We start from the raw sequence: 23,675 nt of genomic DNA, 5'->3' as shown, positions 1-23,675 counted from the left end.
ATTGCATTTAGTTTTAGTCAAAAATTTTTTATATGATATGAATGATGTCAATTTTTATGGAGTCCATTTTGACAACTCAGTATGAACTACATCGACAAATTTTAGAAGTCATTGCTTTGATTCCTTACGGAAAAGTTGCAACGTATGGACAAGTGGCTCGTATGGCAGGATTACCAAAACATGCGAGATTAGTGGGCTATGTTTTGAAACATCTTGAAGCTGATCATCAAGTTCCTTGGTATCGTGTGATTAATTCTCAAGGCAAAATTAGCCTAAGTAAATTTAATGAAAAAGGTGAAAATATTCAGCAATTAAAATTGGAAGCTGAAGGTGTCTATTTGTTAAATGGTAAAGTTGACTTAAAGCAGTTTGCTTGGCAGCCTTAATATTTATGTTAGAGAGTAAATACACATGCAAAAGAATAATAAATGGTGTAGTGGAGCAGTATTACTTTTAAGTTTGATGGCACAGGTGAGTTATGCTGAAAAGGATATTTCAACTCAACCTTTTGCAAATATAAAGGCTTCTCAGCAAGACATAGATTTGATATGCAAGCAACTGAGACAGAAATGCAGTGGTGAAGCTATCCTGTGGAAGGGAAAAAATACGCAAGATTCGATTTATTACCTAATAGATGAAAGTCCACAAATTGTTCAGGTTAAGAAGCAAAATAATCAATATAAAGTAGTTGATCAATGGGACTTTAAAGATTATCAACATAATAATAAAGAGCCTCACACCGATGATTTGGCACCAGATGGATTACAAATCTTTCCAGCTTTATATCCATTAAATAAAAATGAGTTTGCAATCGCAGTAGTTAATAGATGGTTTACGGGTTACTCAGGAGGAGGGCGTTTTGAAGAAAATGCTGACTTCATTAAGCTCAAACCTCATGGGGAGTATCAAGTTGCACTAAAAGATATTACTTTTTCTTCACGAGAAATGATTCGAGCATGTTTTTCAGAACAAGATTATAAAAAATCGCCCCATTGTCATGATGAGGCATGGATGATACTAAACATTCAATTTAAAGATGTGGGACAACCATATTATTTATGGCAATTAAATTATAAAAATTATTCTTGGGAAGCTTTCAAAAGTAAAAAAACAATAACGGTTGAGCAATCGCGTGAAGAGGTTATGCCTTTTAAGAAATAGAAGCCTATCTTGCTCACTTTAGCCAAACAGGCGTCTCACTTTAGCGAACAATTAACACAGGAATATGGCTTTCCCCTAAAACTTTTTGTGCAACACTTCCCAACACGAGTTTTCGGACTCCCGTGCGGCCATGAGAACCCATGACAATCAGATCTGCATTTAAGTCTTGAGCAGCTTGAATGATTTCCTCATGTACAACAAAGCCTTCCAACAGTTTGGTTTCAACAGTAATGCCTTCGTTGGCAAATTCTTGTTTTGCTTTTTCTAAAATGTCGAGCAAATAAGTTCTTGTACGTTCAATCAACTCATTAGTTTGGCCAGTTTTTACGTAGACATCAGCAATAAATGGATCAAGTGCCATCACTTGTACAACTGTAATTTTGCTATTTAATGCTTTTCCCAGCTTAATGGCCTCTTTCATGGCGACCATAGAAGTTTCAGAACCGTCAATTGGTACTAGAATATGTTGATATAACATGAGTATTTTCCTTATTGTAATGATGCTTATTTATTAATACTTTATACCTATTTTTAGACGATTTAAATTCAAGCACGTAATCATTTGTGATTTTATAACGACAAATTTTGTAGATAAATTTTTATAAATTGCGCAAATTTTCTATATGTGTAGATAAAGCATCAATATCGTCAGTTTGAAGATATTCACGTATTTTCAAAATTTGCTTCTCATCTAAATCATAAAGTTTTAAAGCAAGTAGTTTGTCGATCTGTTCTTGAGGAAAGCGATATTTAATAATTTTTGCAGGCACCCCACCAACAATTGCATAGGGCGGAACATCTTTAGTTACTACGGCTCCCGTGGCGACCACTGCGCCTTCACCTAGTTTGACACCTTGCATAATCATGGCACGGCTACCAACCCAGCAGCCATCAGAAATAACAGTATCACCAGCTGCCAAAAAACTACGAGTATCAAAAGGAAAAGTTGAAATCCAGTCGGGTCTATGAAGCTGATTGCCACCCATCATAATGACGCATTCAGCGCCAAAGCAAACAAAATTACCAATATAAAGTTGGTCAATCGGTTTATCTGGTGTCGAGGCTTTGTCATGTAAATAACGCACGACACAACGTTCAAAACCTTGATCCCAATAGGCAGAGTAATATGAGTAATTACCTTTAATATGGATATTCGGGTTTTTAACAGTTTTATGGATAAATTCAAACTCACACCAATGACGAACTGGAGATTTAATTAAAGAGTTATCCATTTGTGATTTCCCAAAAATATATTAATGGTATTGAATAAAAACCCCTCATAAAGAGGGGCTATTTGTGCATTATCTTAGAGATATTCTACACTTACGATTTCATATTCGACTTCGCCTTGAGGAGTCACGATTTTTACTTCATCGCCTTCATTCTTACTCAAAAGACCACGTGCGATTGGTGAGTTCACCGAGATTTTATTAATTTTAAAATCTGCTTCGTCATCGCCAACAATTTTATAAGTTTTACGTTCTTCAGTATCAAGATTTTCAATTGTTACTGTTACACCAAAAACAACACGGCCATTTTGCTCAAGTGTTTTAACATCAATTTCTTGAGCAGCGCCTAATTTACCTTCGATATCCTGAATACGGCCTTCACAGAAACCTTGCTGTTCACGTGCAGCATGATATTCAGCATTTTCCTTTAAGTCGCCATGTTCACGTGCTTCTGCAATAGCTTGAATAATACGTGGACGTTCAACAGATTTTAAATGTTGTAATTCTTTCTCTAAGGCAATTTTACCTTCAGGGGTCATTGGATAGCGTTGCATTTTGGTCCCTCTTAATTTGAGAAAACACAGTTAAAAAAAATGAAAAAATCCCGCCACCGATAAGGTGACGGGACTTATCGGTAACAAATTAACCTACAGTTAAATCTTGCAAGCGGTATACATCCATTGGCAATTTCACATCAAAAGCTTGGCAAACAGCTTCTGCACCATTGATAGTCGTTGTGTAATACACTTTGCCTTGTAGGGCAGCACGACGAATCATTGCAGAGTCATATTGAGCTTGTTTACCTTCAGTGGTATTGACAATAAGGTGTATTTCACCATTTTTCAAGCGGTCAACAATATGTGGACGACCTTCAGTCACTTTATTCACAGATTCGCATTCTAAACCTGCTTCTTTAAGCACTTGGTATGTACCACCTGTTGCAATAAGCTTGAAGCCATATGCAGCTAATTTCTTAGCGATATCTGCAATATATTTCTTGTCAGATTCACGTACAGATAAGAAAGCATGTTTTACTTCGCCTTCAGTTGGTAAACCTGGTAAGCGATCATTTGAGCCTAAAACAGCTTTATAGAATGCTTCACCAAATGTTTTACCAACGCCCATTACTTCACCTGTAGATTTCATCTCAGGTCCAAGCATTGGGTCTACGCCTTGGAATTTAGCGAATGGGAAAACAGCTTCTTTCACAGCAAAGTGTGTTGGAATGATTTCTTTAGTAAATCCTTGAGATTCAAGAGATTGACCAGCCATACAACGTGCAGCTACTTTTGCTAAAGAATCACCAATACATTTCGATACGAATGGAACTGTACGTGAAGCACGTGGGTTAACTTCAAGAACGTAAACATCATCGCCTTTAACTGCGAACTGAACGTTCATCAAACCAACCACACCAAGTTCTTTTGCCATCGCAACAGTTTGACGACGCATTTCATCCTGAATTTCTTTAGATAAAGAATATGGAGGAATTGAACATGCAGAGTCACCTGAGTGAATACCTGCTTGTTCGATGTGCTGCATGATACCGCCGATCACAACGTCTTTACCGTCAGATACACAGTCAACATCAACTTCAGTTGCATCATCAAGGAAACGGTCAAGAAGAACAGGGGCTTCGTTAGATGCTTGAACTGCTTCACGAAGGTAACGTTTAAGTTCTTCTTCGTTGTATACGATTTCCATTGCACGACCACCTAATACATAAGATGGACGAACAACTAACGGATAACCTACTTTCGCAGCTTCAGAGATACCTTCTTCAGCAGATTTTACAATGCTGTTGTTTGGTTGACGAAGCTGTAAACGTTGGATCATTTGCTGGAAACGTTCACGGTCTTCTGCACGGTCAATTGCATCTGGTGATGTACCAATAATTGGTGTACCAGCTTCTTCTAAAGCACGTGCCAATTTAAGAGGTGTTTGACCACCGTACTGTACGATCACGCCTTTTGGTTTCTCAGTACGTACGATTTCAAGTACATCTTCAAGTGTTACAGGTTCGAAGTACAAACGATCTGATGTATCGTAGTCAGTAGAAACAGTTTCAGGGTTACAGTTAACCATGATTGTTTCATAACCATCTTCACGCATAGCTAATGCAGCGTGTACACAGCAGTAGTCAAATTCGATACCTTGACCAATACGGTTTGGACCACCACCAATAACCATGATCTTGTCACGATTTGATGGATTTGCTTCACACTCTTCATCGTAAGTTGAATACATGTATGCAGTACCAGATTCAAACTCGGCAGCACATGTATCAACACGTTTGTAAACAGGATAAACACCTAAGTTCCAACGTTGTTTACGGAATTGCTTTTGTGAAATACCCATGAGGTGCGCAATACGAAGGTCAGATAAACCTTTGCGTTTGAAAGCACGGATATTGTCAGCGTTTAAGTCACCAAAACCTAAAGCTTTTACTTCAGCTTCAGTTTTAACGATGTCTTGAATTTGAATAAGGAACCAACGATCAATTTTGGTTGCTTCAAACACTTCATCTAAAGAGAAACCATGACGGAAAGCGTCTGCTACATACCAAATACGCTCAGGGCCTGGAACTTTAAGCTCTTTTAAAATGGTTTCTTTTGCATTTGTTGCGCCAGCTTCGATTTTTTCATCGAAACCGCTTACACCAACTTCAAGACCACGTAATGCTTTTTGTACAGATTCCTGGAAGTTACGGCCAATTGCCATGACTTCACCAACAGATTTCATCTGAGTGGTAAGAACTGGTTCAGCTTGCGGGAATTTCTCGAAGTTAAAACGAGGAATCTTCGTTACAACATAGTCAATCGATGGTTCGAAGCTTGCAGGAGTCACGCCACCAGTGATGTCATTTTTCAATTCATCAAGGGTATAACCAACAGCAAGTTTTGCTGCGATTTTTGCGATTGGGAAACCTGTTGCTTTAGAAGCAAGAGCAGATGAACGAGATACACGTGGGTTCATCTCAATGACAACCATACGTCCATCTTTCGGGTTAATACCGAACTGAACGTTAGAACCACCTGTTTCAACACCAATTTCACGAAGAACTGCAACCGAAGCATTACGCATCAATTGATATTCTTTGTCTGTTAAGGTCTGAGCAGGAGCAACGGTAATTGAGTCACCCGTGTGAACGCCCATTGGGTCAAAGTTTTCGATCGCACATACGATAATACAGTTGTCGTTTTTATCACGAACAACTTCCATTTCGTATTCTTTCCAGCCAATTAAAGATTCATCAATCAATAACTGGTGAGTAGGAGAGAGGTCAAAACCACGTTCACAAATTTCAAGAAATTCTTCGCGGTTATATGCAATACCACCGCCTGAACCACCCATTGTAAATGATGGACGGATAATTACTGGGAAACCAAAGCGTGACTGGATTGCTAAAGCTTCTTCCATTGTTTCAGCAATGGCAGCTTTTGGACATTCCAATCCAATTTTACGCATAGCGATATCGAAGAGTTTACGATCTTCGGCTTTCTCAATCGCTTCTTTGCTTGCGCCAATTAATTCAACATTATATTTTTCAAGAACACCATGCTCATCAAGCGCGAGAGCACAGTTCAATGCAGTTTGACCACCCATAGTTGGTAATACTGCATCTGGACGTTCTTTTTCAATAATCTGTGCAACTGTTTGCCAAGTAATCGGCTCAATATAAGTTGCATCAGCCATTGAAGGATCTGTCATGATGGTCGCTGGGTTAGAGTTAACCAAAATAACACGATAGCCTTCTTCACGAAGTGCTTTACATGCTTGAGCACCTGAGTAGTCAAACTCACATGCCTGTCCAATCACAATCGGGCCAGCACCAATAATTAAGATGCTTTTAATATCCGTACGTTTAGGCATTATTCGCTCCGTAATTACTGTTTAGATGCTTCGATAAGTTCGATAAAATGATCGAACAAAGGTGCACAATCATGTGGACCAGGGCTTGCTTCAGGGTGACCTTGGAAGCTGAAAGCTGGTTTATCTGAACGGTGGATACCTTGTAGGGTGCCGTCGAACAATGATTTATGCGTTGCTTTTAAGTTAGCCGGTAATGTTTCTGCATCTACAGCAAAACCATGGTTTTGTGAAGTAATCATCACTGTACCATCTTCAAGATTTTGTACAGGATGGTTAGCACCGTGGTGACCATGATTCATTTTTACAGTTTTTGCGCCAGAAGCGAGTGCCAGGATTTGGTGTCCTAAACAGATACCAAATACAGGTAATGTTGTGGTTTCAACAATAGTTTTTACAGCTTCGATCGCGTAATCACAAGCAGCTGGATCGCCAGGACCATTTGAGAGGAATACGCCATCCGGATTAAGTGCCAATACTTTTTCAGCCGGAGTTTCTGCAGGAACAACGGTTAGTTTGCAACCGCGGTCTGCAAGCATACGCAAGATGTTGGTTTTGACACCGTAATCGTATGCAACTACATGATATTTTAATTCAGGTTGAGAGAAGCCTTGGCCTAAGGTCCATGAACCTTCAGACCATTCAAAACCAGTTGGATCACAACATTCTTTTGCAAGGTCTAAGCCGTTTAAGCCACCAAAAGCACGAGCTTTTGCAATTGCTTCTTCTTCAGTAATATTTTCACCAGCAAGGATGCATCCGTTTTGTGCACCCGTCTGACGTAAAATACGTGTTAATTTACGCGTATCGATATCTGCGATTGCAACAACATTGTGTTCTTGCAGATATTCACTCAATGACTGCTCAGCACGGAAGTTACTGTGTAGTAGAGGAAGGTCACGAATAATTAAACCATTCGCCCATACTTTATGGATACGACCAGATTCAACGTCTTCCGCGTTGCAACCAGTGTTACCAATATGTGGGTAAGTTAATGTCACAATTTGTTGTGCATAACTTGGGTCAGTCAAAATTTCTTGATAGCCTGTCATGGCTGTGTTAAAAACGACTTCTCCAGTCGTATTTCCCGTTGCGCCGATTGACGTTCCTTTAAAGATCGTTCCATCTGCGAGGGCTAAAATGGCGGGGATGCTCAAACCAAAGCTCCTGAATTTCGGCTGTAAAAAAGCGAGTAGACCCAAAAAAGATCGGCAATGTTTGGATAAAACATGCCCTCCCTATCGGTCTGCCCGCTTGTAACTTAACAGCGCATTATACGCATGGAACCCTCTAAAGTCTATTTCTTTTCTGCTAAAAAATATAATTCATTGCTTGCTTTTTACAAAAAAATATCCGCTTATCTGAATTAGATACTTTTGATAAATTGTCTAACAATTTGCAAGGAGAATTCTTGGAACTGGATTTATTGTATTGCTAGTTAAAAAATAAACAATATGAGGAAATAGTATGAGCAATAATGAAGTTTCAAAAGATGTGAGTGAAAAAACTCAAGCAGTAGTGGAGTCGGTAAAAGCTGAGGTTGCTGAAGTGAAAGAAGCCATAGCTGCAACTACAACTAAGGCTAAAAAAACAGTAACTGCTAAAACTGCACAGGTAAAAGAAACTGTTGCTGAAAAAACTGAGCAAGTTAAAGAAGTTGCTACTGAAGCTAAAGCTCAGGTAAAAGAGGCAATTGCTGAAACTCAAGAACAAGTCCAAGAAGTTTTAAGCGAGGCTCAAGAGAAAATTGAAGCTGAAACTCACGAGTTAAATAAAAATATTCAAAATCAATTTGTCCAAATTAAACAAGATATTTTACAACGTCTTGATGTGATTAAGGCTCAGTTTAGTACTTCGCAAGAAGGTTTATCTGATCTTAAAAATGCTTTGAAAGCAGAAATTAATGCGCTTATTGAAGATTTAACAAAAGTGAGCAAAGAGCTTAAAGGTGATATTAGCCAGATTTCTTTGAAACACAAAGATTCTCTAAGTGAAAGTATTAAACGTACTAAAAATAATGCAGTCGAAGCTTGGAATAAAGCACGAGACAATTAATGATCTCTGCTTTGGTCCAGCTATAAAAAAGCGAGAATTAATTTCTCGCTTTTTTATTTTTAGAACTGATGTAACCAGTCACGTTTATTATGGAAATCTGCACTTTTTCCACTATGCTGCATTGCATAGTACTGCATACCTTCTTTGGTTTTTAAAACTGTAGTTAAACCTAAATAAAGGTTTGCCCATTTCAAGCGATGCTGTTGCATAAATTGCCCTAAATCGAGACTAACATTTAAGCCATAGTGAGTACGCTTGAGATGATTCAGTTCAATATCGTAAGCAGCAAGGGGAGGTATACTTTCTGGATAGCGATATTCTTCAAACTGATATGACTGCCATGCTTGAGAAGGGGAAAGATTAATCTCCCGATAATAATCTTCATCATGCACGCCAACAAAAATTTCGAAACAAGTTTCTTCCCACAAAAAATCTTGACGAGGATGAGCCGCGACTTCTTGAGGCCAGATAATAAGTTGATTTGGATCACGAATCCAAAAACCGATATTTAAAGTATAGGGTGCTTGCTGTTCAATTGCGCCAACAACGGAAACAGCATGAAAACGATCAAAAGCTGAAAGTTCGTAACTTGCCATAGTTTGTCAAATTAAATTAGTTTGCTAAGTGAGCGTGACGAACAAGATTAGACAAATGCTGGTTTTGTTTAGCTGCTTTTTTGTAAAGCAAAACAATTTTACCAATTTTTTGCACAGCTTCTGCACCAGTTGCTTCTACAATTGCTTCAATTGTTGCAGTACGCGCTTCACGGTCTTCACCAGCAATCTTAACTTTAATAAGCTCATGGTCGTTTAAAGCACGAAGCGTTTCTTCGATTACCGCGTCTGTTAAGCCTTGTCCACCAATCATGACAACCGGATTAAGCACATGACCAATTTGACGTAAACGTTTACGTTCATGGATAGATAAAGCGGCCATTAAAAATACCTGATTTTAAAAACGGCTTAGTATAGCAAAAAACTTAAATCCAGATGTACGAAAAACTGTATAAATAATCGATCAACATTATTGGAAAAAAACTGTAAAACTTAGTGAGATTACGCTACATCCGTACTGTAATGAGAGTAATTTTCACGTACAATGAACGATCAGAAGTTTTTTTGATATTTAGTGAGTTATGGCAACACGCATTACAAACCAGAAATTGTCGAAAAGTAGTCGTGCGTGGATGAGAGAACATCTAGACGATCCTTTTGTTAAAAAAGCTCAAAAGGAAGGGTATCGTGCTCGAGCGGCCTATAAACTTCTTGAAATTCAAGAAAAATATAAGCTGATCAAGCCAGGCATGACGGTAGTAGATTTAGGCGCGGCTCCTGGTAGTTGGTCTCAAATCGCTGGGAAACTTGTTGGTAGCAAAGGTTTAGTGATTGCTTCCGATATTTTGCCTATGGATGCTTTGCCTGATGTCACTTTCTTACAAGGCGACTTTAGAGAAGAAGATGTATTTGAAAAATTGTTAAATATTTTAAATGGGCGACAAGTAGACATTGTAATTTCTGATATGGCCCCCAATACATCTGGTAATAGGGCTGTTGATCAACCTAGACAGATTTACTTGTGTGAACTGGCTTTAGATTTTGCTCAAAAGGTTCTTGGTCCTAATGGACAACTTGTGGTTAAAGTGTTCCAAGGTGCAGGATTTGATGAGTTTCGTAAACAAGTAGTTGATAGTTTTGATGTGTTAAAAACAGTAAAACCGGCAGCTTCTCGTGCACGATCTAAAGAAGTTTTTTTGGTTGGACAAGGGCGTAAGAAAGCATTGCAATAAAGTTTACTTGCCAAGCTCCTAAAAATTGTGCATTTTGTACTTTTAGGTTATCCGCAAGCAATACAGTTGCTGCTTTTATGACGATCGGCCAAGATTGGGCATGATCAAATTAGATCGATATGGGAATAAAGCTTTGAGCGATTACTTCAAGAATGCCGTATTGTGGCTAATAATACTTGGTGTTCTGATTTTAATTTTCAGTAATATCAGTGACCGCAACAAGCCTACTGCGATGAAATATTCAGATTTCGTTGCAGCGGTGAATAGTGGCCAAATTAAGCAAGTCACAATTGACGGTTTAAATATTAATGGTGAAAAAACTAACGGATCACAGTTTGAAACTGTTCGTCCGCAAGTTGAAGACACTGAGCTTATGCCAAGCTTAAATAAACAAAATGTTGTTGTTGAGGGAACAGCTCCACAACGTCAAGGCATTTTGATGCAACTTCTCATTGCTAGTTTCCCTGTACTGTTAATCATTTTGTTATTCATGTTCTTTATGCGTAACATGGGTGGTGGTGCAGGCGGAAAGAATGGACCGATGAGTTTTGGTAAGTCGAAGGCAAAAATGCTTTCTGAAGACCAGATCAAAGTCAATTTTTCTGACGTCGCCGGCTGTGATGAAGCAAAACAAGAAGTTGTTGAAATTGTTGATTTCTTAAAAGACCCTGCAAAATTCAAACGTTTGGGCGCGACTATTCCTCGTGGCGTACTTATGGTTGGTCCTCCGGGTACTGGTAAAACATTATTAGCTAAAGCAATTGCTGGTGAAGCGAAGGTTCCTTTCTTCAGCATTTCAGGTTCTGACTTTGTAGAAATGTTCGTGGGTGTGGGTGCGTCCCGTGTCCGTGATATGTTTGAGCAAGCGAAGCGTCACGCGCCATGTATCATCTTTATCGATGAGATTGATGCAGTTGGTCGTCACCGTGGTTCGGGTACAGGTGGTGGTCATGATGAACGTGAACAAACCTTAAACCAGATGCTTGTGGAAATGGATGGTTTTGAAGGTAATGAAGGCGTAATCGTTATTGCTGCAACTAACCGTGTTGATGTGCTTGATAAAGCATTATTACGTCCAGGTCGTTTTGACCGTCAAGTAATGGTTGGTTTACCGGATATTCGTGGTCGTGAGCAAATTCTGAATGTACATTTGAAAAAATTACCTTCAGTTACAGGCGTAGACATGAAAGTGTTAGCACGTGGTACGCCAGGTTTCTCTGGTGCACAGTTGGCTAACCTTGTTAATGAAGCTGCATTATTTGCTGCACGCCGTAATAAGAATACGGTCGATATGCATGACTTTGAAGATGCAAAAGACAAAATCTACATGGGTCCAGAGCGTAAGTCGATGGTTCTACGTGAAGAAGAGCGTCGTGCAACTGCTTATCATGAAGCTGGTCATGCAATTGTTGCAGAGATTTTGCCTGGTACAGATCCTGTTCATAAAGTAACAATCATGCCACGTGGTTGGGCTTTGGGTGTAACTTGGCAGTTACCTGAACAAGACCAGATTAGCCATTATAAAGACAAGATGCTAAATGAAATTGCGATTTTGTTTGGTGGTCGTATTGCTGAGGAAGTGTTTATCCAACAGCAATCTACTGGTGCTTCAAATGACTTTGAGCGAGCTACTAAAATGGCGCGTGCGATGGTTACTAAGTACGGTATGTCTGACAAAATGGGCGTAATGGTTTACGAAGATGAAAACCAAAATGGATTCTTTGGAAATGTAGGAAGTCGTACGATTTCTGAAGCAACTCAACAGTTAGTTGATGAAGAAGTACGCCGTATTCTTGATGAGCAATATAAAGTTGCACGTAATATCTTAGAAGGTAATAAAGATATTGCCCATGCAATGGTAAAAGCTTTGATGGAATGGGAAACCATTGATCGTGATCAAATTCGTGACATTATGGAAGGTCGTGAGCCACAACCACCTAAAGTCTATGTTGCTGAAAATCCAGTGGCTGCATTTGAACCACCAAAAGATGGTCCATCTACACCACCACCATTACCAGCAATGAACTAAATGAGTTAAGCAAAAGAGCCACAGTCATGTGGCTCTTTTTTTATGCATGTATTTCAGACAAAGCCGAAAAGAAATCAGCAGTATATTGATCAGAGTCTTGTTAAAATGTTGCCGAATATTAAATTGGAGCTTGTCATGCAGTTAATGCCTTTACCTCAGCAAATTCTACAATGTGGGCAGCTTCAGTTGGATTTATCACAGCCTCATGTTATGGGTATTTTAAATGTCACCCCAGATTCTTTTAGTGATGGTGGAAAACATAATCAAGTGCACCAAGCTATTGCACATGCGCTAGTCATGATAGAGCAGGGTGCTACCATTATTGATATTGGTGGGGAGTCTACTCGTCCAGGGGCGTCTGAGGTAAGTGTAGAAGAAGAAATTAGAAGAGTTGTGCCTGTAGTTGCAGCTTTAGCTAAACATGATGTGATTTTATCAATTGATACGAGTCAGCCAGATGTTATCCGTGCAGCAAAAGAAGCGGGTGCTCATATTTGGAATGATGTACGTGCGCTTACTCGACCAAATGCTTTAAAAACGGCAGTAGAGTTGGATATCCCTGTGGTGATCATGCATATGCGTGGTGAGCCAACCACAATGAATCAGCTAGATCAATATGCGAATGTGACACTGGACGTGATGCAAGAGCTTCAGCAGCGTGTTGAAGAGGCTTTAACTGCGGGTGTAAAAAAACAGAATATTATTATTGATCCTGGGTTTGGTTTTGCAAAAAATGCGCAGCAAAATTTAAGACTGTTAAATGAATTCTGGAAGCTTAGTGAAATGGGTTATCCAATTTTATCAGGTCTTTCCCGTAAACGTTTTATTGGTGAAGCTTTACACGGCGTAGCTGCAGATGAGCGTGCAGTAGGAAGCGTTACGGGGCATTTGCTTAGTATTCAGCAAGGAGCATCAATTGTTCGTGCACATGATGTAAAAGCCATGCATGATGCAATTCTTGTTTGGAAAGCGATGACACAAGCTTAAAAAATAGACTTTTATAATCAGGCCATGATTGATTAATTTCATGGGGTAGATGATTGAGTCAGGGAAAATTGTCGTTATTATTTTGAAAATATGTTATAAGCGGCAGGTTTCTGCTGCTGTGTAAACTTTTGTATGTTCGAAGACTTACTTCTCCCAATGTTTGATGATGAGTATTATCCAGATATTTTAGTCGCTGAACTCAAGCAGTTAATTGAACAATTTGCCAAAAAAGTTCAGAAGCCTGCTTTAGCTGATCAGGATATTTATCGATATGCTCATCAAACTGTAATTGAAATCAATGAAATGAAACCTCAATTCGAAGATCTAGATTCTTCCTTGGATGATAGTGCTGCTGACTATATTGCTGAAGCAATGATGATGGTGGCACAGGATGCAGGATATTTAGACCTTGAAATGGAAGAGCTGGTGATGAATCGAGAGTGGTGATTACTCTCGATTCTCAATACCTTCAAAAGCATCTAATAAATGACAAGATGCTTTTAAATGAATTTCATCTATTTTTTTAATTTTTAAAACTAAAACACCATTCTCTTGATAATTTGCATCTGCTAATAAACTGACCCAATAATTTTCTCGTTTTTGTTCCAATTCTTTAAATTTATCTATGATCTGTTCAGGTGCTTTAATTAAATAATCGTCTTTGGTAATAGAGCAACGTGAAAAATACCAATGGTTATCTTTAAAAGAAATGGTACCTGAGAAAAGATCTGTAGCATAAACGTTTGTTATAGAAAGGGTGGTACACAGAAGTAATAATATTCTTATCATAAAATTCATTTTCATTAGACATAAAAAAACCAGCTTACGCTGGATTCTTTGTAGCACCAAATTCAATATTTGAAAATGGTGCCCGGGGCCGGACTCGAACCGGCACGCTTTGTGGGCGGGGGATTTTAAATCCCCTGTGTCTACCTATTTCACCACCCGGGCATGTGCGCAATAATAGAGGACAAGTAAGCGATTGGCAAGAGAAAATCAGAGAGTTTGCTTTATTTTCAATCAGTTCTTTTTAGTATTTATATAAATTAACCAATTTATGTCATGATTTATTCATTAAACTGAGATCACTTGTTCATCTTATCTACTTAAGTTTAAGACACTCATTGCTTAAAACTTAGGTAATTTTATGTCAGAGAAAATTTCACGCCGAGAATTAATTCAAAAAAGTCTGTTCGGTTTTGGGGCGCTATCTTTGCCGGTAGCTTTTACGGGTTGTAATGATGGTTTCGATGAAGAAAGTTCGGAGGCACAAGCAGATTTTTTGCATGGCGTTGCAAGTGGCGACCCATTGCAGGATAAAGTAATTTTATGGACGCGTTTAACACCGGTAGATCTTAGTGCGCGCCTTAAGGTCACTTGGGAAATTGCTACCGATGACCAGTTTAAGCTGAATTTAAAGACTGGTGTGGTTCAAACGACTAAGACAGATGATTTTACCGTGAAAGTAGATGCAATAGGACTACAGGCGGATACCATTTATTATTACCGTTTCCATTTTGGTAATAAAACTTCACCTGTTGGTCAAACTAAAACTTTGCCTGTAAGTACCAATAAGGTCAGCTTTGCAGTATGTTCTTGTTCTAACTATCCTGCGGGTTACTTCTACGTTTATCGTGAAATAGCAAAACAGAATGTGGATGTAGTTATTCATTTAGGAGATTACATTTATGAATATGGGGCTGATGGCTATGCAACGGAAGATGCTGCAAAACTGGGCCGTACTTTGCCATCAGATAATAATAAAGAAATTATTAAATTAGATGATTACCGCAAACGTTATGCGCTGTATCGTCAGGATAAAGACTTGCAGGCAGCTCATCAACGTCATCCTTTCATTGTAATTTGGGATGACCATGAGTTAGCAAATGATACTTGGTGTGATGGTGCGGAAAACCATCAAGATAATGAAGGATCTTTTTCTGATCGTAAGTTAGCTGCTCTACAGGCTTATTTCGAATGGATGCCAATTCGCCCTGTTTCTAATACAGATCATCTCAATATTTATCGTCAGTTTAATTTTGGCTCATTGGTTGAGCTGACGATGTTGGATACACGCATTATTGCGCGAGATAAACAGCTTGAATACAAAGATTACATGACAGCTGTAGGTTTGAATGCACAAAAATTTCAGGCTGATTTAACAGATTCAAAGCGTACTTTAATGGGGTATACGCAAAGAGATTGGTTGATTGATAAATTAAAGCAATCTACAGCAACCTGGAATGTGGTTGGTCAGCAAGTCTTAATGAGTAAAATGTGGATTCCTGCTGAGTTATTGGTCTCTCTGGGGCAAATTACTTCAGGTGGAACTTCGCCAGATGCGTTAGCTAAAATGAATGCGCAAATTACAGAATTAGTCACATTGAAATTGCGATTAGAGCAGGGTGATCCAAATTTAAGTATTCAAGAAAAAGCGCGAGTCACAACTTTAGTTCCATATAATCTCGATGCTTGGGATGGGTACTATGCTGAGCGTGAGTTTGTGTATGATAAATTGGCAGAATTTAATAAGAAAATTATTGTTTTGGCTGGCGATACCCATAATGCATGGGCATCTTACTTGTATAGCCAAAAAGGGAAGTATGTCGGTGTTGAACTGGCGACAAGCTCGGTTTCTTCACCGGGTCTTGAAAAGTATTTAAGTATTCCTTTGGATCAGTTACAAAAGTTTGAATTTGCCTTTACTACGCTTATCGATGAATTGACGTATTGTAATTTAAATCAACGTGGTTATTTGGTGGTTACGCTCGATGATACACAAGTGCAATCGGATTGGATTTTTGTAGATTCAATTAAAAATGCACAATATAAAGTAGATTCAAGTCGACACTATCAATTGGTGTTAGATGCGAATTTAACGCCTGAACAAGATAAGCAAAAAACTGCTTAAATATATGGCTGGGAAAGGGGTACTAATAAGTATCCTTTTTTTTAGGCATAAAAAAACCAGCTTACGCTGGATTTTTTATTGCACCAATTTCTATACTAGAAAGTGGTGCCCGGGGCCGGACTCGAACCGGCACGCTTTGTGGGCGGGGGATTTTAAATCCCCTGTGTCTACCTATTTCACCACCCGGGCTTTACCAAATTTGGAGGCGGAGGTCGGAATCGAACCGGCGTCCACGGAGTTGCAGTCCGCTGCATGACCACTCTGCCACCCCGCCTACATTTGGTGATGCACATATTAGCAACCTTTAGAAAAAAAACAATACTGTTTTGAGATAAGATGAACATAAAAGCAACATCTAGAATAAATTTGTCCAAATAATCATGTATTATTGGCACATTAAATTCATGTCTACCTTGGAGATGTGCTGTGGCATTGGTTTTAGACGGTCGTGCATTAGCAAAGCAAATTGAAGAAAATTTGTCAGTACGTGTTGAAGCTTTAAAAGCTAAAACAGGTCGTACCCCAATTTTAGCGACTATTTTGGTTGGGGATGATGGCGCATCTGCAACTTATGTACGCATGAAAGGAAATGCTTGCCGTCGAGTAGGCATGGATTCTTTAAAAATTGAGTTATCACAAGAAACGACAACAGAACAATTATTAGCTGAAATCGAAAAGCTAAATGCCAATCCAGATGTTCACGGTATTCTTCTACAACATCCAGTTCCTGCACAAATTGATGAGCGCGCATGTTTCGATGCGATTTCATTAGCTAAAGATGTAGATGGCGTAACTTGTCTTGGTTTTGGTCGTATGGCAATGGGTGAAGCTGCATATGGTTCAGCAACTCCAGCTGGCATCATGACCATTCTAAAAGAAAACAACATTGAAATTGCGGGCAAACATGCAGTTGTGGTTGGTCGCTCAGCAATTTTAGGTAAACCAATGGCAATGATGCTTTTGCAAGCGAATGCAACAGTAACGATTTGTCATTCACGTACTCAAAATTTAGCTGAACTTGTTAAACAGGCTGATATTATTGTTGGTGCTGTGGGTAAGGCTGAACTTATCCAAAAAGACTGGATTAAACAAGGTGCAGTGGTTGTCGATGCTGGTTTCCATCCTCGTGATGGCGGTGGTGTAGGCGACATCCAGTTGCAAGGTATTGAAGAAATTGCTTCTGCTTACACACCAGTACCAGGTGGTGTAGGTCCAATGACAATTACAACGTTGATTCGTCAAACTGTAGAAGCTGCTGAAAAAGCTTTAGGTTAATTTAACTAAAGCTAGGCTGTTATTGATACGCGTAACCGTCATCCGCAATTGTTTGAGGCAGGGATACATTAAAAATTTAATGTTTCTGCGATGCTTTCGATTCTAGATAGTATTTGTCGAGTTTTGCGGATGACAATGGTTTTGCCTACTTTTTCCGAAAGAAAAGTAGGTCTAACCGAAGGTTATTCTAAAAATTCAAATCATAATGGAATGACTCTGTTATGCTTGTTATAAAAATGAATTAAAAGAAATCTGATGAGCTGCACCTTTCAATTTACCAAAGCCCCTGAACATTTACTTCAAGCCTTGCATGAAGTAATCCCTCACTGTGAGTTAATGGTACAACAGTTACCAGAAACGCCTATTTCTTTATGGTTGATTCCACCAGTTTTCCCAACTGATCGCTTAGACGATGAGGTTATTCGCCGTATCTGGAATGACACGCCATATTGGATTTTTTGCTGGGCATCTGGTTTAGCAATGGCACAGTGGCTACTTGCAGAGCCGCATCATATCAAAGATAAAGTTGTTCTCGATTTTGGAGCAGGGTCTGGTGTTGTTGCAATTGCAGCAAAAATGGCTGGTGCTAAAAGAGTAATTTGTTGTGATATTGATCAAGTTAGTCTTGCAGCTTGTCGTGAAAATGCTTTGTTGAATGATGTTGAGCTGGAATATCTGGACGATTTATATAAAGCAGAGCAAGTTGATGTTTTATTGGCTGCAGATGTTTTATATGACCAGTGCAACCGTTTCTTTTTAGATGAATTCTTGAAATTTGCGCCAGAGGTTTGGGTTGCAGATAGCCGTGTTAAAAACTTTAGCCATCCAAAATATCAAAAAATTGATGAGAGAAGTGCTTCAACATGGCCAGATCTTGATGAAGCTAAAGAATTTAGAAATGTAAGTTTTTATAAGACGCTGTAAAAGAACAGCGTCTTATATTTAAATTATGAGCAGGTATAACGAACTACTTTTAGTGTACTTGGACGTGCTTCAAGCGCTTGGCGAGTCGCATAATCTTCACCATTGTTTAAACTCGGTGTATTAGATAAACCAAATGAGGCGCGAGTTTGACCCAATTGAACACCATAATTTTCTTGTTGGGCTGGGTTCGAAATCTCATTAATGCTTAGAACTGACAATTTATAAACTTTTTGAGCGCCTAATACATTTTGACAAGCACGTTGCAATTTACGTTCATCTAACTGCTGATTAGGGCGGCTAGCCAATGTGTAAGCTAAAGTTGCGGAAGTTTTTGTTTGATTTTCAATTTGATAGCCAGTTGAGCCATTATATTGTCGAGGGGTGGTCTGACAAGCGGTTAAAATAAACATACTGCTTAATGCCAAACATAAAATACTTCTATTCATCAGTATCATCCTTATATTCTTATCTCTAGTATCTCATAAAACACAGTGATTGTTGGGGCTTAATCGCACGATTTAAGCTAACATCGGCTAGCGATATTAGCTCTTGTTAGTAAAATATTAATGTTCTTTAATTTTTGAATGATGCTTGGTATCTTTCATAAAAATATAAATAATAAGTGAAATGAAGATCATAATACTCACATAAATAAAGTACCAAGATTCATGTCCGGCTTCTTTAAAACTTAAAGCAAAGAACTCTGCCGTACCGCCAAATAATGTATTGGCAATCGCGTAGGGTAAAGCTACCCCTAAAGCTCGAATATGCGCAGGAAAGAGCTCAGCTTTAACAACAGCATTAATTGAAGTATAACCCGTTACCATTACTAGACCTGCCAAGCATAACCAGAACGCAGTCCAATAGTTATGTGTGGTTGCAAGGGTATTAAATAAAATATAAGTAAATAAAACTCCAGTTACACCAAAGGCAATCATAAGGGGTTTACGGCCGATTCGGTCTGACAAAGCACCCGCTACAGGTTGTAAGCACATGAAAATAAATAGCGCTAACGTGGTAATTTGAGTGGCTTCGGGTTTTGTAAATCCGGACGTATTTACTAAATATTTTTGTAGGTAAGTAGTATAGGTATAAAAAGCTAAAGTTCCGCCAGCTGTTAAAAATAATACTGTAAAAGCTTCTTTAGGGTAGTGCTTGAATAAAGCAAACATGCCTGATTCTGGTTGGTCTTTTTCAGCTTGAGCATTTTTAAAAGATTGTGTTTCTAATAAGCCACGACGAATACGGAACACAACAATGGCAAGTAAAGCGCCAATAAAGAATGGAATGCGCCATCCCCAATCATGCAACTGTTGTTCGGTTAATACCATTTGTAATATTAAAAGAACACATAGGGCTGTCAGTTGTCCTGCAATTAAAGTTACATATTGAAAGCTCGAGAAAAAACCACGCCGATTTTTTTCGGCCATTTCGCTTAAATAGGTGGCGCTGGCACCATATTCACCGCCTACACTCAAGCCTTGAATTAAACGAGCGACAACTAATAAAAGAGGTGCAAATACACCAATACTTTCATAACTTGGCGTCACAGCAATAAGAAGTGAGCCTACACACATCAAAGTAACGGAAAGTGTGAGACCTGCTTTACGTCCTTTGCGGTCTGAATAGATTCCCATAATCCATGCACCGATTGGGCGCATTAAAAAACCTACAGCAAAAATTGCAGCTGCTTGAAGAAGTTGAGCTGTTTGACTTCCTTTTGGGAAAAATGCATGAGCAAAATAGAGCGTAAATGCGGCATATACGTACCAGTCGTACCATTCGACAAGGTTACCCGCGGAACCGCCCAAAATTGATTTTAGCCGGGTTTTTGTATCTAAATTAGAATGCGGAGTTGTTGCGGTAGAAGGTTGATCAACCATGAGTCGCTCCATGTTTCGCTTGGGTTGAATGCTAAAAAAGAGAAGTTTTATTTCGTTTTTACATATTATCCAGAGGAGTATTTCACTTTATTTTTTTTATGTCTGTAAAACAATGTTTATTATTTAAGCAAAGGAATAAGTTGAATATTCATGTGATTTTAAATTGGCCGATCAGCTCATTTTTATAATCTTCCTCCAATCTTTGGCATACTATTTTTTCCAAATAGTAAAAAGTGTTAAAGAATGCGTAATGTTTGGACTGAGAAAACCTATATCTCTTAAAAATAATGATATATTCCAAAGAAAATTTTAAATAAATACAGTTAGGCATGATGTCTTGGCATTGTGGACTAGATGTGTGTGGATAATGAAAGGGACATTCAGATGTCAAATTGCCCGAAAAAATATATTGTTGCTTTTGATCAGGGAACAACAAGCTCAAGAGCAATTGTTTTAGATCATGATGCTAACGTTGTAAGTATTGCTCAAAAAGAATTTACTCAGATTTATCCGCAGCCAGGTTGGGTTGAGCATGATCCTATGGAAATTTGGGCCACACAAAGTGCTGTTTGGGTAGAAGCTCTAGCTCAAGCTGGCATCAAGAGTGAACAAGTTGCAGCAATTGGCATTACAAACCAACGGGAAACCACAATTGTATGGGATAAGAAAACAGGAAAACCTATTCACAATGCAATTGTTTGGCAAAGCCGTCAAACCACAGAAATATGCAATCAATTGCAAAAGGCGGGTTGGCAAGAATATGTTCGTAAAACAACAGGGTTGGTTATTGATCCGTATTTTTCTGCCACCAAAATAAAATGGATTTTGGACCATGTAGAGGGTAGCCGTGAACGAGCAGAGCGAGGAGAGTTATTGTTCGGTACGGTGGACACATGGCTAATCTGGAAATTAACCAATGGCGCAGTCCATGTCACAGATTTTACCAATGCTTCGCGAACCATGCTTTTTAATATCGAAAAGCTCGAATGGGATGAAAAACTTTTACAAGCTTTAGATATTCCTAGAGCAATGTTACCAGAGGTGCGTAGTTCATCTGAGGTGTATGGTTATACCCACACCATTAGCGGGCAAGAAGTGGGTATTCCGATTGCTGGTATAGCTGGGGATCAACAAGCTGCACTTTTCGGACAAATGTGTGTAGAACCAGGACAAGCAAAAAACACTTATGGCACAGGCTGTTTTCTACTCATGAACACGGGTAAAAAGATTGTTCTTTCAGAGCATGGCTTGCTGACGACGATTGCATGTGGCGCAAATGGTGAAGTGAACTATGCTTTAGAGGGCGCCGTGTTTAATGGTGGCTCTTGCGTACAGTGGTTACGTGATGAGTTAAAGGTAATTAAGAACGCTAAAGACTCTGAGCTTTATGCAACACGTGTAAAAGACAGCAATGGTGTATATGTTGTACCTGCCTTTACAGGTCTAGGCGCTCCCTATTGGGATCCGACAGCACGTGGGGCAATCTTTGGGCTTACTCGTGGAGCCAGTATAGAACATATTATTCGTGCGACTTTAGAATCAATTGCCTACCAGACAAGAGACGTACTTGATGCCATGCAGCAAGACGCAGAAGAAGAGCTTCGCACACTTAGAGTCGATGGTGGGGTAACGGAAAATAATTTCTTGATGCAATTTCAAGCCGATATTTTAGCGACCCCAGTAGAACGCCCAATAATGAAAGAAACTACTGCTTTGGGTGCAGCTTTTCTTGCAGGATTGGCAACGGGTTTCTGGCAGGATCTTCATGAGTTAAGAAATAAGTCTACGATAGAAAAAGTATTTGAACCCAAAATGTCTTCTGAGCAATCTGAAGTCATTTATAAAGGTTGGTTGAAGGCAGTGAAGCGTAGTCAAAGTTGGGCTGAGGATTGATCTGTTCTTTAACTGGTTAAATTCAATAGTAGGGTAATCAATTAACGGTAAATACTTGGTTATTTAAAATTGATTATTCTACTTTTTTGATTGTTGTTTTATCAATTTGATGTTTTAATTTTTATAAGATCAACAATAAAAAGAAAATGAGAAATGATAGTACAGCCTAATGATTATTCAAAAATATATGACATTGCCGTGATTGGTGGCGGTATTAATGGCGTCGGTATTGCTAATGATGCGGCAGGCCGCGGCTTATCGGTATTTTTATGTGAAAAAGATGATTTAGCTAGTCATACCTCATCTGCGAGCAGTAAATTAATTCACGGCGGTTTACGCTATTTAGAACATAAAGAATTTCGATTGGTTAGAGAAGCGTTGGCAGAGCGTGAAGTCTTGTTGGCTAAAGCTCCGCATATTATTAAACCAATGCGTTTTATTATGCCTCATCGACCACATTTGCGTCCTGCGTGGTTAATTCGGGCAGGCCTATTTTTTTATGATCATTTAGGAAAACGAGAAAAATTATTAGGGTCAAATCTTATTTATTTCAAAGAAGATAGTCCCCTAAAGCCAGCTATCACGCGTGGCTTTGAATATTCGGACTGTACTGTAGATGATGCACGTCTTGTTGTGTTGAATGCGCTACAAGCTAAAGAGAAGGGTGCCAAAGTTGTAACACGGACAAGATGTGTTAAGGCTTATAGACAACAAGAACTGTGGCATTTGGAACTACAAAGCGGGGCTGAGTCTTATCAAATACGAGCAAAAGCCTTAGTGAATGCAGCAGGTCCTTGGGTCGAAGAAATTATTAGTGAAAACCTACAATTAAAATCGCCATATCAAATTCGGCTGATACAAGGAAGTCATATTGTTGTGCCTAAACTCTATAATTGTCATAAAGCTTTTATCATGCAAAATGAAGACAGACGCATCGTGTTTGCGATTCCATATTTAGAAAAATACACATTAATAGGTACGACAGATCAGGAATATATAGGTGATCCACAAAAGGTAGAGATTACCGATGTAGAAATAGATTATCTTTTGACAGTCACAAATTCACATTTTAAAAAGCAGCTGACCCGTACAGATATCGTCAGTCAGTTTTCTGGAGTCCGAGCTTTATGTGATGATGAGTCAGATAATCCGTCTGCAGTTACACGTGACTATACTCTGGCACTGCAGGCTGAATATAAAAAAGCACCTTTGTTATCTGTATTTGGTGGCAAGATCACGACTTATCGGAAACTGGCAGAGGCTGCTTTAGAAGATCTATCCCCGTTTTTTAGTAATATGGCAGAGGAGTGGACTGCAAATGAAGTATTACCTGGGGCGGAGAATTGGACCACACTTGAAGATTTAGTTATAAAGATTCAAAACCAAGTTGAAGGGGTAACCGAGCAGCTCGCTACTCGTTGGGCAAATGCCTATGGCTCTAGGATTTTGGGTATTTTGCATGAGCGAAAAGCTCTTGAGCAGTTAGGGCAAGATTTTGGTCACGGTTTATTCGAATCTGAAGTTCAGTATTTATGTGAAAATGAATGGGCAAATACGGCAGAAGATATATTGTGGCGTAGAACTAAGTTAGGTTTGGCATTTGATGAAAAACAAGTAAAAAATTTGGAAAGTTATTTGGCTGGACGTCGACAAAAAGATGATGCTGCATAAT

22 protein-coding genes, 3 tRNA genes and 1 pseudogene are annotated in these 23,675 nt (G+C 39.0%); 13 read left to right on the top strand and 13 right to left on the bottom strand.

Translation table 11 applies throughout. The features are described from left to right. The first annotated feature begins 56 nt into the window (after positions 1-56). Both ACT53H_RS04270 and ACT53H_RS04265 read left to right on the top strand, forming a co-directional pair. Positions 57-386: an MGMT family protein gene (locus tag ACT53H_RS04270; RefSeq protein WP_002115572.1), complete on the top strand. Its 330-nt coding sequence runs from the start codon at positions 57-59 to the stop codon at positions 384-386. A 25-nt stretch (positions 387-411) separates the two neighbouring features. Then, on the top strand, positions 412-1,161 hold the full coding sequence (locus ACT53H_RS04265; RefSeq protein WP_004790443.1) for a hypothetical protein: 750 nt from the start codon (positions 412-414) through the stop codon (positions 1,159-1,161). A gap of 40 nt (positions 1,162-1,201) precedes the next feature. Here ACT53H_RS04265 and ACT53H_RS04260 read toward each other — a convergent pair whose 3' ends face one another. The 5 genes from ACT53H_RS04260 to carA form a co-directional block, all read right to left on the bottom strand. Further along, the gene (locus tag ACT53H_RS04260; RefSeq protein ID WP_004790445.1) at positions 1,202-1,639 is read right to left on the bottom strand and encodes a universal stress protein; all 438 of its coding nucleotides are present in this window, start codon (positions 1,637-1,639) and stop codon (positions 1,202-1,204) included. A 121-nt stretch (positions 1,640-1,760) separates the two neighbouring features. Next, positions 1,761-2,393 carry a CatB-related O-acetyltransferase gene (locus ACT53H_RS04255; RefSeq protein ID WP_004790449.1) on the bottom strand — a complete coding sequence of 211 codons (633 nt, stop codon included), beginning with the start codon at positions 2,391-2,393 and terminating at the stop codon, positions 1,761-1,763. A 74-nt stretch (positions 2,394-2,467) separates the two neighbouring features. Then, positions 2,468-2,944, bottom strand: a complete 477-nt coding sequence (gene greA, locus ACT53H_RS04250; protein ID WP_004790452.1) for a transcription elongation factor GreA — start codon at positions 2,942-2,944, stop codon at positions 2,468-2,470. An 88-nt stretch (positions 2,945-3,032) separates the two neighbouring features. Further along, the gene (carB, locus tag ACT53H_RS04245) at positions 3,033-6,263 is read right to left on the bottom strand and encodes a carbamoyl-phosphate synthase large subunit (RefSeq protein WP_004790453.1); all 3,231 of its coding nucleotides are present in this window, start codon (positions 6,261-6,263) and stop codon (positions 3,033-3,035) included. A 14-nt stretch (positions 6,264-6,277) separates the two neighbouring features. Next, entirely contained in the window at positions 6,278-7,417 is a 1,140-nt protein-coding gene (gene carA, locus ACT53H_RS04240) for a glutamine-hydrolyzing carbamoyl-phosphate synthase small subunit (protein ID WP_440202697.1), read from the bottom strand. Between the two features lie 123 nt (positions 7,418-7,540). Between carA and ACT53H_RS04235 the strand changes: the two are divergent. Together ACT53H_RS04235 and ACT53H_RS04230 are read left to right on the top strand one after the other, a co-directional pair. Next, positions 7,541-7,698: pseudogene (locus tag ACT53H_RS04235) on the top strand (hypothetical protein). A gap of 29 nt (positions 7,699-7,727) precedes the next feature. After that, entirely contained in the window at positions 7,728-8,315 is a 588-nt protein-coding gene (locus ACT53H_RS04230; RefSeq protein ID WP_004790458.1) for a hypothetical protein, read from the top strand. 59 nt (positions 8,316-8,374) lie between these two features. On the opposite strand, the gene ACT53H_RS04225 is transcribed toward ACT53H_RS04230, so the two are convergent. Then, a complete protein-coding gene (locus ACT53H_RS04225) occupies positions 8,375-8,911 on the bottom strand; it encodes a DOMON-like domain-containing protein (RefSeq protein ID WP_004790459.1) in 537 nt (178 codons plus the stop codon). 16 nt (positions 8,912-8,927) lie between these two features. Further along, the gene (gene yhbY, locus ACT53H_RS04220; protein WP_004790462.1) at positions 8,928-9,251 is read right to left on the bottom strand and encodes a ribosome assembly RNA-binding protein YhbY; all 324 of its coding nucleotides are present in this window, start codon (positions 9,249-9,251) and stop codon (positions 8,928-8,930) included. Positions 9,252-9,450: 199 nt separating this feature from the next. Here yhbY and rlmE point away from each other — a divergent pair, with 199 nt between their 5' ends. From rlmE to ACT53H_RS04200, 4 genes are all read left to right on the top strand, one after another. Next, positions 9,451-10,101, top strand: a complete 651-nt coding sequence (gene rlmE, locus ACT53H_RS04215) for a 23S rRNA (uridine(2552)-2'-O)-methyltransferase RlmE (RefSeq protein ID WP_004790464.1) — start codon at positions 9,451-9,453, stop codon at positions 10,099-10,101. 133 nt (positions 10,102-10,234) lie between these two features. Further along, a complete protein-coding gene (gene ftsH / locus ACT53H_RS04210; protein WP_034591375.1) occupies positions 10,235-12,130 on the top strand; it encodes an ATP-dependent zinc metalloprotease FtsH in 1,896 nt (631 codons plus the stop codon). Positions 12,131-12,265: 135 nt separating this feature from the next. Next, on the top strand, positions 12,266-13,117 hold the full coding sequence (folP, locus tag ACT53H_RS04205; RefSeq protein ID WP_216069917.1) for a dihydropteroate synthase: 852 nt from the start codon (positions 12,266-12,268) through the stop codon (positions 13,115-13,117). Between the two features lie 132 nt (positions 13,118-13,249). Then, positions 13,250-13,564, top strand: coding sequence for a DUF5713 family protein (locus tag ACT53H_RS04200; RefSeq protein WP_005307931.1), 315 nt, complete (start codon positions 13,250-13,252; stop codon positions 13,562-13,564). Here the strand turns inward: ACT53H_RS04200 and ACT53H_RS04195 are convergent, their stop codons facing one another. Together ACT53H_RS04195 and ACT53H_RS04190 are read right to left on the bottom strand one after the other, a co-directional pair. Further along, positions 13,565-13,906 carry a hypothetical protein gene (locus tag ACT53H_RS04195; protein WP_443274031.1) on the bottom strand — a complete coding sequence of 114 codons (342 nt, stop codon included), beginning with the start codon at positions 13,904-13,906 and terminating at the stop codon, positions 13,565-13,567. Between the two features lie 76 nt (positions 13,907-13,982). Next, positions 13,983-14,068, bottom strand: a tRNA-Leu gene (locus tag ACT53H_RS04190). A gap of 196 nt (positions 14,069-14,264) precedes the next feature. Between ACT53H_RS04190 and ACT53H_RS04185 the strand changes: the two genes are divergently transcribed. Continuing rightward, entirely contained in the window at positions 14,265-16,028 is a 1,764-nt protein-coding gene (locus tag ACT53H_RS04185) for an alkaline phosphatase D family protein (RefSeq protein WP_476008680.1), read from the top strand. A gap of 103 nt (positions 16,029-16,131) precedes the next feature. Here the strand turns inward: ACT53H_RS04185 and ACT53H_RS04180 are convergent. Further along, positions 16,132-16,217: transfer RNA gene (locus ACT53H_RS04180), tRNA-Leu, on the bottom strand. A gap of 11 nt (positions 16,218-16,228) precedes the next feature. Further along, positions 16,229-16,302: transfer RNA gene (locus tag ACT53H_RS04175), tRNA-Cys, on the bottom strand. A gap of 152 nt (positions 16,303-16,454) precedes the next feature. Here ACT53H_RS04175 and folD point away from each other — a divergent pair. Together folD and ACT53H_RS04165 are read left to right on the top strand one after the other, a co-directional pair. Next, positions 16,455-17,303, top strand: a complete 849-nt coding sequence (folD, locus tag ACT53H_RS04170; RefSeq protein WP_005307926.1) for a bifunctional methylenetetrahydrofolate dehydrogenase/methenyltetrahydrofolate cyclohydrolase FolD — start codon at positions 16,455-16,457, stop codon at positions 17,301-17,303. A 255-nt stretch (positions 17,304-17,558) separates the two neighbouring features. Beyond that, positions 17,559-18,227 carry a class I SAM-dependent methyltransferase gene (locus ACT53H_RS04165; RefSeq protein ID WP_476008679.1) on the top strand — a complete coding sequence of 223 codons (669 nt, stop codon included), beginning with the start codon at positions 17,559-17,561 and terminating at the stop codon, positions 18,225-18,227. Positions 18,228-18,250: 23 nt separating this feature from the next. Here ACT53H_RS04165 and ACT53H_RS04160 read toward each other — a convergent pair whose 3' ends face one another. Together ACT53H_RS04160 and ACT53H_RS04155 are read right to left on the bottom strand one after the other, a co-directional pair. After that, on the bottom strand, positions 18,251-18,673 hold the full coding sequence (locus ACT53H_RS04160) for a hypothetical protein (protein WP_004790479.1): 423 nt from the start codon (positions 18,671-18,673) through the stop codon (positions 18,251-18,253). A gap of 117 nt (positions 18,674-18,790) precedes the next feature. Further along, the gene (locus ACT53H_RS04155; protein WP_476008678.1) at positions 18,791-20,122 is read right to left on the bottom strand and encodes an MFS transporter; all 1,332 of its coding nucleotides are present in this window, start codon (positions 20,120-20,122) and stop codon (positions 18,791-18,793) included. A 372-nt stretch (positions 20,123-20,494) separates the two neighbouring features. Here ACT53H_RS04155 and glpK point away from each other — a divergent pair, with 372 nt between their 5' ends. Together glpK and glpD are read left to right on the top strand one after the other, a co-directional pair. Then, positions 20,495-22,003, top strand: a complete 1,509-nt coding sequence (gene glpK, locus ACT53H_RS04150; RefSeq protein ID WP_174758605.1) for a glycerol kinase GlpK — start codon at positions 20,495-20,497, stop codon at positions 22,001-22,003. Between the two features lie 153 nt (positions 22,004-22,156). After that, positions 22,157-23,674 (top strand): glycerol-3-phosphate dehydrogenase, encoded by a 1,518-nt coding sequence (glpD, locus tag ACT53H_RS04145; RefSeq protein ID WP_476008677.1) that lies wholly within the window; start codon positions 22,157-22,159, stop codon positions 23,672-23,674. The last annotated feature ends 1 nt before the right edge of the window (position 23,675 follow it).

The sequence above is a fragment of the Acinetobacter sp. DMC2 genome (assembly GCF_056314305.1).
This window is presented reverse-complemented; position numbering and strand designations above follow the sequence as displayed.